Genomic DNA, 16,843 nt, shown 5'->3' on the forward strand with positions numbered 1-16,843 from the left:
GACGACGCGGGATCGATAGCAAGCGGCGCGCCACGGACGGATTCCCGTACGCGGTGCGTCGATCGGTGGCACGCGCTTTGCGAACGGTCGCCGCTCTCATCCTCTCGCACCCATCCCCGATGACTCCCCTGCAGTATCTTTCCCCCTCGTCGCGTGTCACCCGCTTCGCCTGCACGATCCTCTTCACCGCCGTGCTCGCCGCGTGCGGCGGCAACGACGACGACACCCCCGAAGGCGACGCCGTCGTCCTCAAGGCCGACCGCAAGCCGTTCCCGCTCGTCGAGGCCACCATCGAAGGCTTCCACGCCGCGATGCGCACGGGCGACGTGTCGTGCCGCGATGTCGTGCAGGGCTACCTCGCGCGCATCGCCGCGTTCGATGCCGACGCGTCCACCGCGTACCCCGACAGCCCGGCGCTGCACAGCGTGATCGCGACGAACCCCGATGCGCTCGCGAAGGCCGACGAGCTCGACCGCACTTTCTTCAAGACGGGCAAGATGGTCGGCCCGATGCACTGCGTCACCGTGCTCGCGAAGGACAACTTCGACACGTACGACATGAAGACCACGGCCGGGTCGCTCGCGCTGAAGAACAACCAGCCGCCCGACGACGCCTACGTGATCAAGAAGATCCGCGATGCCGGTGGCATCATCATCGGCAAGGCGAACATGGACGAGTTCGCCTTCGGCTTCACCGGCAGCTCGTCGGTGGGCGGCAAGACCAAGAACGCCTACATCCCCGCCAACAGCGCCGGTGGTTCGTCGTCGGGCACGGGCACGTCCATCGCGACGAACCTCGCGATGATCGGCCTGGGCTCCGACACGGGCGGTTCGGTGCGCGTGCCGTCGGCGGTCGAGGGCCTCTACGGCCTGCGGCCCACGCTGCGCCTCGTGAGCCAGGACGGCATCGTGCCGCTGGCCCACGGCCAGGACACCGCCGGCCCGCTGTGCCGCCAGGTGCAGGACTGCGCGCTCGTGATGGACGCGATGGCCGGCTACGACAGCGCGACCGGCAGCGGCCAGCGCAACGCGAAGGCGTGGGACGCACCGCTCGTGGGCAGCGCCGCGGCCTACGCGTCGATGACGATGCAGCCCGCGACTTACATGACGTCGCTGAGCGCGACCGGGCTCAAGGGCGCGCGCATCGGTGTCGTCCGCGGCATGTTCCCCACCGCCAACGCGAACAACCAGGCCTTCATCGACACGCTCAACGCGGCGCTCGAGGCCATGAAGGCGGCCGGCGCCACGGTGGAGGACGTGGACATCTCCGATCGCACCACCATCCTCACCGGCTACTCGAGCCTCTCCACGTACGAGTTCCGCGACAACCTCACCGAGTACCTCAGCTCGTGGAGCTCGGCGGCCGACGCGCACCTGCGCACCACGGAGGAAGTGGCCACGGCGCTCGAGACGCTGGAGCCGGACCGTGTCGCGAACTTCAAGTCGTACGTGACCGCGGGCACCAACAAGGAAGCCAACGCGAACTACCTGCGCAACCTGAAGCCGCGTGACGAGTACGTGATCCCGCGCGTGACCGCCGCGCTCGACAACATCGACTTCACGACGAGCCAGAGCAAGGGCATGGCGTACGACGTGCTGGTGTACCCGGTGCTGCAGGGCTTCAACAGCACGAGCGTCAACTCGGGCAGCAACAACCGCCTGAGCCCGTTCACCGGCTTCCCGGCACTCGCCTTCCCGGCGGGCTTCGTGAAGTCGAAGGACACGTCGACCTCGGTCGAACCGGTGACCTTCGAGATGATCGGCCGCGCCTTCGCCGAACCGACGCTGTTCAAGCTGGCCTACGGCTGGCAGAAGACGACGACGGCGCGGGTGCCGAGCCCGCTGGCGCCGGAGCTGGGGGCGAAGTAACCCGCGGTGTGGGGAGCGGAGAACTGCCCTCCACACCCATGTCATCCCGGCGGAGGCCGGGACCTTCGGCCTGTGTCCAGGGTCCCGGCATTCGCCGGGATGACCGTGTTTTCTTGCGTGTGCTCGCGCGTCAGCCGAACGACTCGTCCAGCCGGAGGTAGCGCCACTGCCCCGGCGGCAGGTCCCCCAGCATGACCTTGCCGATGCGCACCCGCTTGAGCCCCAGCACCTCGAGCCCCACCGCCTCGCACATGCGGCGGATCTGGCGCTTGCGCCCTTCGCGCAGCACGAAGCGCAGCTGGTCGTCGTTGACCCACTCGACCTTCGCCTCGCGCAGCTGCACGCCGTCGAGTTCGAGGCCGTGGTTCAGCAGCGCGAGCGAGGCCTGCGACAGCGGCTCGCCGTCGCGGCTCTTCACGCGCACCAGGTACTCCTTGTCGATCTCGCTGTCGTCGCCGATCAGCTGCTTGGCCACGCGCCCGTCCTGCGTCAGCACGAGCAGGCCGGTGGAGTCGATGTCGAGGCGGCCGGCGGGAGCCAGGCTGCGCAGGTGCGACAGCAGGAAGCGCGTGCCGGACTGGTCTTCCTGCCACTGGTTCTCTGGCTTCACGAGCACGTAGGCGGGCTCGTAGCCGTCCTCGGCCTGGCCGCTCACGTAGCCGATGGGCTTGTGGATCAGCACCGTGACGCGCTGGGCCTGCACGTGGCGGGCCTTCGCGTCGATGGTGATGCGCTGCTCGGGCAGCACGCGCGAGCCCAGTTCGGTGACCACGCGGCCATCGACCCGCACCCAGCCCTTCGGGATCCATTCGTCGGCCTCGCGGCGCGACGCGATGCCCAGCTCGCTCATGCGCTTGGACAGCCGCATGCTGCCCGGCACCTCGGGGCGCACGACCTCGTCGTCGTCGTCATCGTCGTCGTCCCGCGCCCGGGGGGCACGGCGCGGCGGGGCCGGGCGGTCGTCGCGGCCGAAGGCCGTGTTGCGGCCGGACGGACGCGGGCCGTGGGGGGCGGGCGGCGCGGACCGTTCGGCCCGCGGGCCGGGGTTGGCGCTGCGGCGCTGGTCTTCGCGGAACGGCGGACGGCGGTCGTCTCGCTCGGGCGGACGCCGGTCGTCGCGGGCGTAGCCCGGGCGGGGCGGTTCGTCGCGGCGAGGCGGCCGGCGGTCGTCGCCGCCACCGAAGGCGCTGTTGCGGCGAGGGTCGTCGTCGCGGCGCGGGGGGCGGCGGTCGTCGGGCCGGCCCGACGGCGGGCCGTCCCGCCGCGGGCGGGCGCCGGGACCTTCGTCGCGGCGGGTGAACTTCTCGGGCGGGTGGTCGCCGAAGCGCTGCCGCAGCTGGTCCTGGTAGCGCGCGTCGCGCTCGGCCCGCTGGGCTTCGGCCTGGGCGAGGGTGGGGCGTGGCTTGCGCACCCCCGACCCCACGCCGCGCACCGGGGCGCGGTCGGCGGAGCGTTCGGGGGCGCCGCCCGACTGGGCGGGCTTTTTCAGTTTGATCGTGGCCATGCCACGATTGGAACACGGGGCGTTCAGCCGCGGGGATGGTGTGTCGCGTGCAAGGCCTTCAGGCGCTCCCGGGCGACGTGCGTGTAGATCGTCGTGGTGGAGATGTCGGCGTGCCCCAGCAGCATCTGCACGGCCCGCAGGTCGGCCCCGTGGTTCAGCAGGTGGGTGGCGAAGGCGTGGCGCAGCGTGTGGGGTGACAGCGGCGCCGCCACGTGGGCCTGCACCGCGTACTTCTTGATCAGCTGCCAGAACATCTGGCGGGTCATCGGGCCGCCGCGGCCGGTCACGAACAGCGCGTCGGACGCCTGGCCCTTGAGGATCTCGGCCCGCGCCTCGGCGAGGTAGCGGCGCAGCCAGCCGTGGGCTTCCTCGCCGAACGGCACCAGGCGCTCCTTGCTGCCCTTGCCCATCACGCGCAGCACGCCTTCGTCGAGCCCCAGGTGAACGGACTTGAGCGTCACCAGTTCGCTCACGCGCAGGCCGCTCGCGTACATCAGCTCGATCATCGTGCGGTCGCGCAGGCCCAGGGGCACGGCGACGTCGGGCGCGCGCAGCAGGGCCTCGACCTGGGCCTCGCTCAGCACCTTCGGCACGCGCGGCGGCTGTTTCGCGGCCAGCAGCTTGAGCGTGGGATCGCGCGTGAGCAGGTTCTCGCGCAGCGCCCAGCGGAAGTAGCGCTTGAAGACCGCCAGGCGGCGGTTGGCGCTGGTGGCCTTGCGGCCCGCGTGGTGGGCCACCGCGTGGGCGCGCAGGTCGGTCTCGGTGGTCTCGTCCAGCGACTTGCCGTGTTCGGCGTCGAGCCACTGGACGTAGAGGGTCAGGTCGCGCCGGTAGGCGGCCAGCGTGTTGGCCGCCAGGCCGTCCTCGATCCAGAGCGCATCGATGAAACGGTCGATGGCGCCCTGGCTGCGTCTCAGCGCGTCCGAACTCACTCGATCTTGAGCTTCTGCGTCGCCACGACCTTCTTGTAGACCTCGTACTCGGCGGCCACCTGCTGCGTGAACTGCGCCGGCGTGTTGCCGACGAGCAGCGAGCCGGTGCCTTCGATGCGGGCCTTCACGGTCGGGTCTTCCATCGTCTTCTTCACGGCCGCGTAGACCTTGTCGACGATGTCCTTCGGCAGGTTCTTCGGCCCCTGGATGCCGTAGTAGGCCATGCGGTTCACCCCCTCGAGGCCCACTTCCTTGAACGTGGGCACGTTCGGCAGCACGGCCAGGCGCTCCGGTGCGGCGACGGCGATGGCGACCAGGCGGCCGTCCTTGATGAAGGGCAGGGCGGAGGGCAGGTTGTCGAAGATCATCGGCACCTGGCCGGCGACCGTGTCGTTCAGGGCCGGGCCCGCGCCGCGGTACGGGATGTGCGTGACGAAGGTGTTCGTGAGGCTCTTGTAGAGCTCGAACTGCATGTGCCCGATGCCGCCGGTGCCCGACGTGGCGTACGAGTACTTGCCGGGGTTCTTCTTCAGCTCGGCGATGAAGCCCTTGTAGTCCTTCGCGGGGAAGCTCGGGTGCACGGCGATCACGTTGGGCGTGGCCGCCACGTTGATGATCTGCGTGAAGTCGGTGATCGGGTTGTAGCCGATCTTCGGGTTGATGGCCGGGTTCGACGCGGTGGTGGACACGGTGGCGATGCCGAGCGTGTAGCCGTCGGCCGGCGAGCGCGCGATCTCGTTCGCGCCGATCGAGCCGCCGCCACCGGCCTTGTTCTCGACGATGACGGTCTGGCCCAGCGGCCCGTTCAGCTTCTCGGAGAGCACGCGCGCGATGATGTCGGTGGTGCCGCCGGGGGCGAACGGCACGACGAGGCGCACGGGCTTGGTCGGGTAGGCGGCCTGGGCCCACGCGCCGGAGGCGCTGAAGAGGGCGAGGGCGGCGGTGGCGACGAGGGTACGGCGTTGCATGCGGAACTCCTGAAACAACAGATGAAGAGGAACCGTGGGTGGCGCCTGCCCTGCAGCGGGCGCCAAGGGTCGAGCGGGCCGGTCTCCGGGCAGTATCGCCCATGAAACGAGGATCCGGGGTCGAGCCGTCACGGACCATGTTGCACGGGTCCCGGGGCCTTCCTGACTGTGGAAACTACGCAGCCCGGGCGCTGGCACACTGGGCCGATGTCCACCGCGCTGTTGTTGCTTCCCGACTTCCTGCTGATCGTCTGCGGCTTCTGCCTGTGCCGGTGGACGGCGCTGAACCGGCCCGTGTGGGAGGCCGCCGAGCAGCTGGTGTACTACCTGCTGTTCCCGGTGCTGCTGTTCAACTCGGTGATGCGCAGCCCGCTGCAGCCGACGCAGACGCTGAGCCTCACGCTGGGCGGGGTCGCGCTGCTCGCCTGCGGCATCGCGCTCGCGTTCGCGGTGAAGCTCTGGCCGGGCGTGGACGCGCGGCTGCATGCATCGGGCGCACAGGTGGCGTTCCGCTTCAATTCCTTCATCGCGCTGGCGCTGGCCGAGCGCCTGGGCGGCCCCACGGGGGTGGCCTGGATGGCACTGCTGCTGGCCATCGGCGTGCCCATCTGCAACGTGGCGGCCGTGTGGCCGCTCGCGCGCCACGGCGGGCATTCGTACGCCCGCGAGATCATCCGCAACCCGCTGATCGTCGCGACCTTGCTGGGCCTCGCAGCCAACCTCGCGGGGGTGACCTTCCCCGAAGCGGTGGGCACCACGCTGCAGCGCATCGGCGTGGCCGCGCTGCCGGTGGGCCTGCTGGCCGTGGGGGCGGGCCTGAAGCTGGGCGGTCTCAAGGCGTCGCCGATGCTGACCACGGCCTTCATCGGCATCCGCCACGCCATCCTGCCGCTCGTGGGCATCGGGCTCGCGCTGCTGTTCGCGCTGTCGCCCGAGCAGCGGCTGATCCTCGTGCTGTTCGCGTCGATGCCGACGGCGTCCAGCGCCTACGTGCTGGCGGCCCGCATGGGCGGCGACGGGGCCTTCGTGGCCGGGCTCGTGTCGCTGTCGATCCTGCTCGGCATGGTGACGATTCCGTGGTGGATCGCCGTCCTGGGTTGGGTCACCTGAGGGCCCAGTCGATGTGCTCCTGCACGAGGGGCGAGGCGGCGTCGCGGGCCGCTTCGAGCGCGGCGCGCACGTCCGCGAGCGACGGGTCGGCCCGCAGCGCGTTGCCCAGGCCCACCGCGAGGTTGCGCCGCCAGCGTTCGTAGCCGATGCGGCGGATGGGGCCGCCTTCCGTGTGGCGGAGGAAGTCGGCCTCGGTCCAGGCCCAGAGCTGCAGCAGCGTGGGATGCAGCAGCGGGGCGCGCGGGTCGAAGTCGGGCAGGGTGCTGCGCTGGGCGTACTTGTTCCAGGGGCACACCAGCTGGCAGTCGTCGCAGCCGTAGATGCGGTTGCCGATCAGCGGGCGCAGGTCTTCGGGGATCGCGCCGTCGTGTTCGATCGTCAGGTACGAGATGCAACGGCGGGCGTCCACGCGGTAGGGCGCGACGATGGCTCGCGTGGGGCACACGTCGATGCAGGCCGAACACGAGCCGCAGTGCGGGGTCACGGGTTCGGACAGCGGCAGCGGCAGGTCGATGTAGATCTCGCCGAGGAAGAACATCGAGCCCGCCTCGCGGTGCAGCGTGAGGGTGTGCTTGCCGCGCCAGCCGATGCCGCTGCGCGAGGCGAGCTCCACCTCCAGCACCGGCGCCGAGTCGGTGAAGACGCGGTGGCCCAGCGGCCCCACGGCCTCGGCGAGGCGGTCGGCGAGCTTCTGCAGCCGGTTGCGCAACACCTTGTGGTAGTCGCGGCCGCGGGCGTACGTGGACACGCCCGCGTTCTCCGGCCGTGCGAGGTGCGCCCATTCGACGGCCTGCCAGTCGTTGTCGCCGTCGTGGCGCGTGCGAGGCAGGTAGTCCATGCGCGCCGTGATGACCCGCACGGTGCCCGGCACCAGCTCGGCGGGCCGCGCGCGCTTGAGGCCGTGGGTGGCCATGTAGGCCATCGAGCCGTGGAAACCGTGGTCGAGCCAGGCCAAAAGTCCCGGTTCGGCCGAGGACAGATCCACATCCGCCACGCCGATCTGGGAAAATCCGAGCGAACGCGCCCAGCCGCGCAGCTGTTCCACCAGCGCGGCGGGGTCCCCCACCTGATCCATGTTCCGGGCGTCCGACATTTGCCGATTCTAGAAACCCGCACCCAGGCGTGGCCCGACGAGGCCGCGTGCCAGCAGTCCGCAGCCCTTCTCGCGGCCCGGCCGGCGCTTCGCCGGGCGTTCGTCGAACTGCACGGCACCCTCGGCGCCGGCAAGACCACTTTCGCACGCCACCTGCTGCAGGCGCTGGGCGTCACCGGCCGCATCAAGAGTCCCACCTACGCGGTGATGGAAGCCTACCCGCTGGAGGGTTTCACGGCCTGGCACTTCGATTTCTACCGCTTCAACGACCCGCAGGAATTCGAAGACGCAGGCTTCCGCGACGTGTTCGCCAGCCAGGGACTCAAGCTCGCCGAGTGGCCCGAGAAGGCCGAGGGTCTGCTGCCCGAACCCGACCTGCGGATGGAACTTGTCCCACTCGACGGAGACGAACGCCGCGTGACCTTCACCGCCTGCACCCCCCTCGGCCAGGAGCTGCTGCCTTGAAGCGCCGCACCGCGCTCCAGGCGCTCGGCAGCGTCGTGCTGTCGCTCGGCACCGCCGAACTCGCGTTCGGCGCCAGCCTCGTGGCCGTGCGCGTGTGGCCCGCCGACGAATACACCCGCGTGACGCTCGAGTCCGACACGGTGCTGTCGGTCAAGCACTTCATGGCCGACAACCCGCGCCGCCTCGTGATCGACATCGACGGCCTCGAACTCAGCCCGAAGCTGCGCGAGCTGGTGGGCAAGGTGCATGCCGACGACCCGTACATCGCCGGCGTGCGCGTGGGCCAGAACCAGCCCCGCGTGGTGCGCCTCGTGCTGGACCTGAAGCAGGCCACCGCGCCGCAGCTCTTCACGCTGGAGCCGGCCGCGGCGTACCAGCACCGGCTCGTCTTCGACCTGCACCCGGTGCACGAGGCTGACCCGCTGCTCGCGCTCATCAACGAGAAGCAGAGCGCCGAGCAGAAGGCCGCCGAGGCCGTGCAGGACGCGCTGGGCGAGTTCATCGGCCGCGTGGGCAAGACACCCACGCCCCCGGCCACCCCGCCGGGTCCCGTGGCGCCGCCCGTGCCCGCACCGCCGGTGATCGCCCAGAAGCCGTCGCCCATGACGCAGGAGAAGATCGACCGCCTGATCATCGTCGCGCTCGACCCCGGCCATGGCGGCGAGGACCCGGGCGCCATCGGCCCGAGCGGCCTGCGCGAGAAGGACGTGGTGCTGTCGGTGGCCATGAAGCTGCGCGACAAGCTCAACGCCGAGCCCGGCATGCGGGCCATGCTCACGCGCGACGCCGACTTCTTCGTGCCGCTGCACGAGCGCGTGCGCAAGGCACGCCGCGTGCAGGCCGACCTGTTCGTGTCCATCCATGCCGACGCGTTCCTGAACCCGCAGGCGCGGGGCGCCTCGGTGTTCGCGCTGTCGCAGGGCGGTGCCACCAGCGCGGCAGCCCGGTGGATGGCCAGCAAGGAAAACGCGTCCGACATCGTGGGCGGCGTCAACTTCAAGGCGAAGGACAGCACGGTGATGCGCGCGATGCTCGACATGAGCACGTCCGCCCAGATCAAGGACAGCATGAAGCTCGGCGGCGAGGTGCTGGGCCAGATCGGAAAGGTGGGCCGGCTCCACAAGGCGAAGGTGGAGCAGGCCGGCTTCGCGGTGCTGAAGGCGCCGGACATCCCGTCCATCCTGGTCGAGACGGCGTTCATCTCGAACCCGGAGGAGGAGTCGAAACTGCGGGATGCGGGCTACCAGCAGGAACTGGTGGAGGCGCTGGCCACGGGCATCAAGCGGTACTTCGCCAAGAACCCGCCGCTCGCGCGCACGCGGCAGCTTTGAAGCCGGCACGCGGAAAAAACATGTCGCCCCGGCGAAGGCCGGGGCCCTGGGCGTCCGCCGAAGGGCCCGGCCTCCGCCGGGATGACATCTTGTTTTAAACAGCCGCGGCCGCCGCAGCCGCCGCCTTCCGCTTCGCCTTCCAGGCCCCGAACAGCACGAGCAGCCCGGGAATGAAGATCGCCGCCCAGATGATCTTGTCGAGGTTTTCCTTGACCCACGGGATGTTGCCGAACACGTAGCCGGCCGTGACGATGCCGCCCACCCAGACCACCGCGCCCACCACGTTGAACAGCGTGAACTTGCTGCGCGTCATCTCGGCCACGCCGCCCACGAACGGCACGAAGGTGCGCAGGAACGGCATGAAGCGCGCGGCGATGATGGTGGCGCCGCCGTACTTCTCGTAGAACGCGTGCGCCTGCTCGAAGGCCTGCTTGTTGAAGAACCGCGAGTTCTCCCACTGGAAGACCTTCGGGCCGAAATAGCGGCCGATCGAGTAGTTGCACTGGTCGCCGAGGATGGCCGCGAGCGTGAGCAGCCCGATCGACAGCCAGATGTCCATCAGCCCGGCGCCACACAGCGCGCCCACGACGAACAGCAGCGAGTCGCCCGGCAGGAACGGCATCACGACGACGCCGGTCTCCACGAACAGGATCAGGAACAGCAGGGCGTACACCCAGGTGCCGTAGGTCGCGACGAAGTTCGCGAGGTGCACGTCGACGTGCAGGATGAAGTCGATCAGAAACGTGACAATTTCCATGCGGCCGATTATCACGGTTCGGATGACGGCCTCCCGGCAATTCCCCCGCGAACCGGTGCCCCGGCCGGGCCCGGTCCCTACAATGCCGGGATGAATGCCGTGCTCCAGCCCGCCGCCCGCCGTCCCATCCGCGAGCTCCCCGACGAACTGATCAGCCAGATCGCCGCCGGCGAGGTGGTCGAACGGCCGGCGTCCGTGGTGCGCGAACTGGTGGACAACGCACTCGACGCGGGTTCGCGCGAGATCACGGTGAAGCTGGTCGCCGGGGGCGTGCGCTCCATCCTGATCGAGGACGACGGCCACGGCATCCCGTCCGACGAGCTGCCGCTGGCGCTGCGTCGCCACGCCACCAGCAAGATCGGCTCGCTGGTCGACCTGGAGAGTGTCGCCACGATGGGCTTCCGCGGCGAGGCGCTCGCGGCCATCTCGTCGGTGGCCGAGGTCAGCATCTCGAGCCGCACCGAAGGCGCGCCCCACGCGCAGCGGCTCGATGCCCGCTCGGGTGAACTGTCACCCGCCGCGCGCGGCACGGGCACGAGCGTGGAGGTGCGCGAGCTGTTCTTCAACACGCCGGCCCGCCGCAAGTTCCTGAAGACCGACGCCACCGAGCTCGCCCACTGCGTCGACGCCGTGCGCCGCCATGCGCTCACCCGTCCCGACGTGGGCTTCGCCGTGTGGCACGAGGGCAAGCTCGTGCAGCAGTGGCGCCGCGCCGACCCCGACCAGCGCATGAAGGACGTGATCGGCGCCGAATTCGTGGAGCAGAGCCGTCCCGTCGACATGACCCTCGGGCCCATGCGCGTGACCGGCCGCGCCGGCGTGCCCGCCGCGGCGCGCGCAAGGGCCGACCAGCAGTACGTCTACGTCAACGGCCGCTACGTGCGCGACAAGCTGATCGCCCACGGCATCCGTTCGGCGTACGAAGACGTGCTGCACGGCGGCCGCCAGCCGTCGTATGCGCTCTTCATCGAGATTGCCCCGGACCGGGTCGACGTCAACGTCCATCCCACCAAGATCGAGGTGCGCTTCCGCGATTCGCGCGAGGTGCACCAGGCCATGCGCCGGGCGGTCGAAGGGGCGCTCGCCGCGCCGCAGGCCGGCGGCGCCATCGCGATGACGCCGGTTCAGCCCACGCTCGACGAAGGCACCGGCCTCGGCGTGCTCGCGGCCGAAGCCAACGACATGTGGGCGCGTGGCACACCGAAGCCCGTGGCCTACAACCCGCCGTCCGAAGGCTTCCGCCCGCTGGGCCAGCAGGTGGGCCTCGGCCTGCAGCAGGCCGCCGTGCTGTACGCCCAGGAGGCCCCTCCGGCGTGGCGCATGCCCGCTCCCGTGGCCGCGCCGCAGCCGGCCGCGCCCATGGCGAACCCGCTGCCGGCCGGCGACTGGCCGCTCGGCCGCGCACTCGCCCAGGTGGGCGGGGTGTTCGTGCTCGCCGAGAACGACCAGGGCCTCGTGATCGTCGACATGCACGCGGCGCACGAGCGCATCGTCTACGAACGCCTGAAGTCGAGCCTGGGCGCGGCCGACATCGAGGCCCAGCCGCTGCTGATCCCGGCCACCTTCGCCGCCACCGCGGAGGAGATCGCCACCGCCGAAGCGCAGTCCGACAACCTGCGCAAGCTCGGCCTCGACATCTCCGCGCTGTCGGCCACCACACTCGCCGTGCGCTCGCGCCCGGCCGCGCTCGACGGTGGCGACGTCGTCGAACTCGCCCGCAGCGTGCTCGCCGAACTGGGCCAGTACGACGCCAGCACCGTCATCGAACGCGCTCAGCACGAGATCCTGTCGACCATGGCCTGCCACGGCGCCGTGCGCGCCAACCGCCAGCTCACGCTCGAAGAGATGAACGCGCTGCTGCGCGACATGGAACGCACCGAACGATCCGACCAGTGCAACCACGGGCGGCCCACGTGGCGGCAGCTCACGATGAAGGACCTCGACGGGTTGTTCTGGCGCGGGCGATGACCTCGCCGCGGCTGCTCTGCCGTCCTCAGGACCTCAGCAACGCGAGGAACTGGTCCGAGTCGAACCCGTTGTCCATCCGCTCGCCCCGCACCACGAGGAACGGCGTGCCGACGGCCTTGTAGGCCGCGAATTCCTGCTGGCAGGTGCGGCTGACGCTCATGTTGCATTCGGTGAAGGCGAAGCCGTTCTGCTGGAGCCAGGCCTTCGCCTGGTGGCAGTAGACGCACTCCGTGGTGGTGTACATCACCACGTCCTCGGCCTTCACCGTGGCCGCCAGGGCCTGGATCTGCGGCGTGTCGATCGGCCCGGGACCGGGGTTCAGCCGGATGATGGCCACGGCGACGACCGGCACGATCAGCCAGCGGGCCCACGCCAGGTCGCCGAGGAGGCGCTTGGCGACGACGAAGAGCACGAGACCGCCGAACACGTAGCCCGCGGCCTTGCCCGTCGTGTAGGCGCTGCCGGAGGCGGCGTGGGCGAGGGCCGGCAGCAGGAGGAGCGAGATGGAGGCCAGGCGGGGAAACGTCGCGGTCATGGTCGTGAGTCCGAGTGGAGGCGCGCCATCCTAGCGGCATCCGCCGGGTGATTTTCACGTCCAGCCGCATCGGCCAGGACAGGCCCGCTGTTGGCCGAAAGAATTCTGAATCCCCCTTCAGTTTGCTCCCCTTTCCCGTGTCTCTGTTGCTGAATGTTTCTCGAAGATGCGCAGATTTCGCGCGAGCAGGGGCATGCCTCCCCGACCCCTCGGGCGGATCTTTGCTGGGCTGATCACGTTAATGCCGTGACGAAGTTCTCGAAATCGATGGTTCGCCACGGCACTGGCTCGCGCTCGCCCACGCGAATACCGCGGCGTGCGGACCTCCGCAAGCCCCCACCTTCCAACCCCCATCCCCCCGAAACCCGCTGGTAGGATTTCGCCACGAATGCCGCGCGGCACGAATCGCGCGGCTCACCAAAAGGGGAGTGGGGCATGAAGGGCAACGAGTTTCGTTGCGTCCGTTCACGGACGCTGTGCGCGTGGTGCAAGGCCACGCTGAAGCCGATCGCGGCGCCGTCCGGGCACGCGCTTTCCCACGCCGATCTCCTCGCCGACGCCCGCTGACGCGGCCGCCTGCGATCCATCCTCCGTTCTCTCCTGTACCCATGATGCGACTTGCCTGCGCGGTGTTGCTGCTGTCCGTCGTCCGTCGCCTGCGCGACGCCGGCGTGCCGGCCCTGGCGGCCTTCCTCGGGCTCGCATGTAGCCCGGTGCTGGCGCAGACGATCGTCGCAGCCGACATCACGAGCGACACCCGTTGGGACACCGCGGGCAGCCCGTACGTGGTGAACGGCGCCGTCGCCGTCCGCGCGGGTGCGACGCTCACGATCGATGCAGGCGTGGTCGTGTCGATGGGCAGCGGCGCGGGCCTGACGGTGCAGGCCGGCGCCGTGCGCGCGAACGGCACGGCGGCGCTGCCGGTGCAGGTGCGATCGGACAAGGTGCGCGCGGGCCAGGCCGCCGTCGCGGGCGACTGGAACCAGTGGACCTTCACCTCGGGCACCGTGAACACACGGCTGGAGCACGTCGTGTTCGAACACGGCCGCGGCCTCGCCGTCCACGGTTCGGCGCCCGAGTTCAACTTCCTCGACATCCGCCAGCAGCAAGGCCCGGCGATCGCGATCGACCTGGCCGCTTCGCCGTTCGGCCTCGGCAACCGCGCGAGCGGCAACGCCCTCAACGCGGTGTCCGTCGCGGCCGGTGACATCGCGGGCAACGTGCGCTGGGGCCTGCGCGGCATCCCGTACGTGGTGACCGGCGGCACCGTGTCGGTCGGCGCGAGCCCGTCGGTGACGGGCGTTTCGCCGTCGACGGTGGAGGTGGGCCAGACCGTGACCGTGACGGTCAACGGCAGCCGCCTGTCCGGCGTGAGCGAAGCGGCACTCGACCGGGCGGGCCTCGCCCTGACACCGTTCAGTGGCGGATCATCGTCACAGGTCTTCATGCAGCTCCGGGTCGATCCCGCCGCCGCCCCCGGGCGCGCGGCGTTGCGCCTCGTGGTGGACGCGGGTGAGGTCGTGCTCGCCGACGCGGTGACCGTGACGCTGCCTCTGCCGACGATCAACGCCGTGTCGCCCGCGTCGGTGACCGCGCAGTCCGGCCCGCTCGAGATCACCGTGACCGGGCGGAACTTCACGGCCGCGTCCGAAGTGCTGTTCAACGGCGCCACGGCCGCCACGCGTTTCGTCAGCGCGACCGAACTTCGCGCGACGCTGCTGAACCAGACCGCGGCCGCGACGCTCGCGGTCCAGGTCCGCGCGCCGGACCCGGCGAACGCGGGGCAGTACCTCCTGTCGAACCAGGGCAGCCTCGTGGTGCAGGCCGCGGTGCCGCCGGTGGTGTCGGTCGAGCCGGCGCCGCTCGCGCTGCCGCCGGACTCGACCAGCCGCAACATCGTGCTGCGCCTGTCGAAGGCCGACTTCCGCGAGCACACGATCAACGTCTCGGTGAGCGATCCGGCGAAGCTGACGGTGACGCCGACGACCCTCGTCATTCCCGCGGGCCAGACGGTGGCGACGCTCGCCGTCGTGCCGCGCGCCGTCGGGACGGTCAGCCTCACGCTCAGCTCGGCGGCGCTGGCCCAGGTGGTCGTGCCGGTGTTCATCACGTCGGACTTCCGTGGTGCGAACACGAGCTACTCCGGTCTGGTCGGCGTCGTGAACGGCGAGGTCGTGGTGGCACCGATCACGTCCGAGGCCAAGGTCTCCAACGCGCCGGTGGGTGTGGCCGTGGGCGGTACGCTGACCTCGGTCTCTCCCGCGGGCTGGGCCCGCGGCACCACGGTCCGCTTCACCGTCGCCGGCAAGGGCATCCCGTCGGATGCGCAGCTGTCGCTCAACCCGTCCGCCGGGGTGTCCTTCGGCGCGCAGACCGTGGCGGCCGATGGCAGCCAGCTCCAGGTGGACGTGACCGCCGCGAACGATGCGGCCATCGGCGCCCGCCGTGTCGTGGTCAAGGACGCGGCCGGCAAGGAGCTGGTGTTCGCCAATGCGCTGCAATCGACGGTCCAGCTGACGACCGGCGCGCCGGCCATCGAGTCGGTCACGCCGCTGATCTCGCCGCGCGGGACGCGGGTCCGCCTCGTCGTGCGTGGTCGCAACCTGCAGCAGGGTCTGCTGCGCGTGACGCCCGCCAGCGGGTTGAGCATCGACACCCAGCTCGAGATCGACGCGGATGGCACGTCCATCGCCACGTGGGTCGACATCGCTGCCGACGCCCTGGTGGGGCAGCGCCTGGTCCAGGTCGTCACGCCGTCCGGCACGTCGTCGGCCGAACCGCTCGCGTTCAACACCTGGAACCTCGCCGAGTCCGAAGCGGTTCGCGGTGACATCGGCCCGCTCGCCTCGCGCCTGGTCGGCGTGATGGTGGGGGTGGCGACCGTGGAAGACAAGATCGTCACGGTGACGCCGGGCGCGACCGCGGTGGGCGTGCTGAACGGCGCCGGGGTGCTCGAACTGTCGCCGCACGTGGGCGTGGTCGGCACGGACGTGGTGGTGACCGTGCGCGGCCGCTCGCTCCAGTCGATGACCGGAGCCGCGCTGGTGCCGTCGACGGGCGCATCGCTCGTCGGCGCTCCGACCGTGAATGCGGACGGCACCGAGGCGACCTTCACGCTGCGCCTGGCCGCCGATGCGCCGCTCGGCAACCGCAAGCTGGTGCTGCAGACTGCGACGGGTGTGCTGACGACGGTGAAGTGGTCGGACGACACCTTCCTCGTGTCCGCGCCGCTGCCGGAACTCGATTCCGTGACGCCGCAGGTGCTGGTGGCGGGCACCACCGGTGTCGCGATGACGGTGCGTGGCCGCAACCTGATCAACATCACGGGCGTCCGGGCGGAGCCGGCGAACGGCCTGACGTTCACCGGGCCGTTCACAGCGTCGGAAGACGGCACGGTGCTGAGCTTCTTCGGCGCGGTCGCCGCCGGTGCGCCTGCGGCCGACAGCACGCTGGTCATCACGTCGGTGGCGGGTGACTCGACACTCGTGGCATCGCCGCGGAACCTGGTGCGGGTGTCCGCCACCAGCGGGCCCACCCATGCGCTCACCACCGGACTGGTCGGTGTGATGGTCGGGACGCCTGCGGCCCCCGACGCGATCGTGGGCGGGCTGGCCTCGCTGCCGGTCGGGGTGGCCGTCGGCACGAACTCGACGACCCTGCCCGAGGAGCCCCAGACCGGGGTGCTCGGCACCCAGCCGGTGGGGGTGGTCGTGGGCGCCCACGTGGCGACGGTCACGCCCCGCGGCGTGCTGCAAGGCGGCTCCGGCACGATCACGGTCACCGGGGCGGGCTTCGATGCGGTGACCGCCATCGTGACCACGCCGTCGACGGGCCTGCTCTTCGACACGCCGGTGGTCAGCGGTGGCGGGACGGTGCTGAGCGTGGGCGTCTCCGCCGCGCCCGATGCATTGACCGGCCCGCGCCACCTGCGCCTGCGGACAGCCACGGGTGTCGTCTCGACCCTCTCGGCGGAGGCCGTGTTCGGCGTCGGCGCGATCCCGGTGCTCCAGTCGGTGTCGCCGATCCTGCTCGAACGCGGCAAGGGCACGACGGTCACGGTGCGCGGCACCGGGCTGTCGGCCGTGACGGGGGTGTCGTTCGTGCCGGCCTCGGGCGTCCGCGCGGTCACGACCCCGGTCTTCCTCACCGACGCGCTCGGCGATTACCTGCAATTCAACGTGCTCGTCGATCCGGACGCCACGCTCGGGAACCGCGTCCTGGTCCTCGAGGTGCCGGGTGGACAGAGCGGCACCGCACCCCTTCCCGCCAACACCTTCAACGTGGTCGCACCGCAGTGACCGGAACCGCCCCA

At 70.5% G+C, this 16,843-nt stretch carries 13 protein-coding genes; 7 read left to right on the plus strand and 6 right to left on the minus strand.

The genetic code is table 11. The annotated features are described in order from the left end of the window. Positions 1-119 precede the first annotated feature (119 nt). Positions 120-1,868, plus strand: a complete 1,749-nt coding sequence (locus A4W93_RS08855) for an amidase (protein WP_085750273.1) — start codon at positions 120-122, stop codon at positions 1,866-1,868. 130 nt (positions 1,869-1,998) lie between these two features. On the opposite strand, the gene A4W93_RS08860 is transcribed toward A4W93_RS08855, so the two are convergent. Genes A4W93_RS08860 through A4W93_RS30345 form a run of 3 tightly spaced genes read right to left on the minus strand, consistent with a single transcriptional unit; the run spans position 1,999 to position 5,272 of the window. Next, positions 1,999-3,372 (minus strand): pseudouridine synthase, encoded by a 1,374-nt coding sequence (locus A4W93_RS08860; RefSeq protein ID WP_085750274.1) that lies wholly within the window; start codon positions 3,370-3,372, stop codon positions 1,999-2,001. Positions 3,373-3,395: 23 nt separating this feature from the next. Further along, positions 3,396-4,304: a site-specific tyrosine recombinase XerD gene (gene xerD, locus A4W93_RS30340; protein WP_237357730.1), complete on the minus strand. Its 909-nt coding sequence runs from the start codon at positions 4,302-4,304 to the stop codon at positions 3,396-3,398. Continuing rightward, positions 4,301-5,272 carry a tripartite tricarboxylate transporter substrate binding protein BugE gene (locus A4W93_RS30345; RefSeq protein WP_237357731.1) on the minus strand — a complete coding sequence of 324 codons (972 nt, stop codon included), beginning with the start codon at positions 5,270-5,272 and terminating at the stop codon, positions 4,301-4,303. The genes xerD and A4W93_RS30345 overlap by 4 nt, the downstream gene beginning before the upstream one ends. A gap of 207 nt (positions 5,273-5,479) precedes the next feature. On the opposite strand from A4W93_RS30345, the gene A4W93_RS08870 reads away from it, so the two are divergent. Then, the gene (locus A4W93_RS08870) at positions 5,480-6,382 is read left to right on the plus strand and encodes an AEC family transporter (RefSeq protein WP_085750275.1); all 903 of its coding nucleotides are present in this window, start codon (positions 5,480-5,482) and stop codon (positions 6,380-6,382) included. Here the strand turns inward: A4W93_RS08870 and queG are convergent. After that, positions 6,375-7,475, minus strand: coding sequence for a tRNA epoxyqueuosine(34) reductase QueG (queG, locus tag A4W93_RS08875; protein WP_237357732.1), 1,101 nt, complete (start codon positions 7,473-7,475; stop codon positions 6,375-6,377). The genes A4W93_RS08870 and queG overlap by 8 nt on opposite strands. On the opposite strand from queG, the gene tsaE reads away from it, so the two are divergent. Next, entirely contained in the window at positions 7,476-7,940 is a 465-nt protein-coding gene (gene tsaE, locus A4W93_RS08880; protein WP_237357733.1) for a tRNA (adenosine(37)-N6)-threonylcarbamoyltransferase complex ATPase subunit type 1 TsaE, read from the plus strand. After that, positions 7,937-9,271 (plus strand): N-acetylmuramoyl-L-alanine amidase, encoded by a 1,335-nt coding sequence (locus A4W93_RS08885; protein ID WP_085750276.1) that lies wholly within the window; start codon positions 7,937-7,939, stop codon positions 9,269-9,271. The genes tsaE and A4W93_RS08885 overlap by 4 nt, the downstream gene beginning before the upstream one ends. A 94-nt stretch (positions 9,272-9,365) precedes the next feature. Here A4W93_RS08885 and A4W93_RS08890 read toward each other — a convergent pair whose 3' ends face one another. Continuing rightward, positions 9,366-10,028: a DedA family protein gene (locus A4W93_RS08890; protein ID WP_085750277.1), complete on the minus strand. Its 663-nt coding sequence runs from the start codon at positions 10,026-10,028 to the stop codon at positions 9,366-9,368. Between the two features lie 90 nt (positions 10,029-10,118). Between A4W93_RS08890 and mutL the strand changes: the two genes are divergently transcribed. Beyond that, positions 10,119-11,996 carry a DNA mismatch repair endonuclease MutL gene (gene mutL / locus A4W93_RS08895; RefSeq protein WP_085750278.1) on the plus strand — a complete coding sequence of 626 codons (1,878 nt, stop codon included), beginning with the start codon at positions 10,119-10,121 and terminating at the stop codon, positions 11,994-11,996. A gap of 25 nt (positions 11,997-12,021) precedes the next feature. Here mutL and A4W93_RS08900 read toward each other — a convergent pair whose 3' ends face one another. Beyond that, positions 12,022-12,531, minus strand: coding sequence for a glutaredoxin family protein (locus A4W93_RS08900; RefSeq protein ID WP_085750279.1), 510 nt, complete (start codon positions 12,529-12,531; stop codon positions 12,022-12,024). Between the two features lie 435 nt (positions 12,532-12,966). Here A4W93_RS08900 and A4W93_RS30605 point away from each other — a divergent pair, with 435 nt between their 5' ends. Then, positions 12,967-13,098 carry a hypothetical protein gene (locus A4W93_RS30605; RefSeq protein WP_257790072.1) on the plus strand — a complete coding sequence of 44 codons (132 nt, stop codon included), beginning with the start codon at positions 12,967-12,969 and terminating at the stop codon, positions 13,096-13,098. Between the two features lie 41 nt (positions 13,099-13,139). Then, complete coding sequence (locus A4W93_RS08905; protein ID WP_099959882.1) at positions 13,140-16,829, plus strand: choice-of-anchor Z repeating domain-containing protein; 3,690 nt, start codon at positions 13,140-13,142, stop codon at positions 16,827-16,829. The last annotated feature ends 14 nt before the right edge of the window (positions 16,830-16,843 follow it).

It is taken from the genome of Piscinibacter gummiphilus (assembly GCF_002116905.1).
GTDB lineage: Bacteria > Pseudomonadota > Gammaproteobacteria > Burkholderiales > Burkholderiaceae_C > Rhizobacter > Rhizobacter gummiphilus.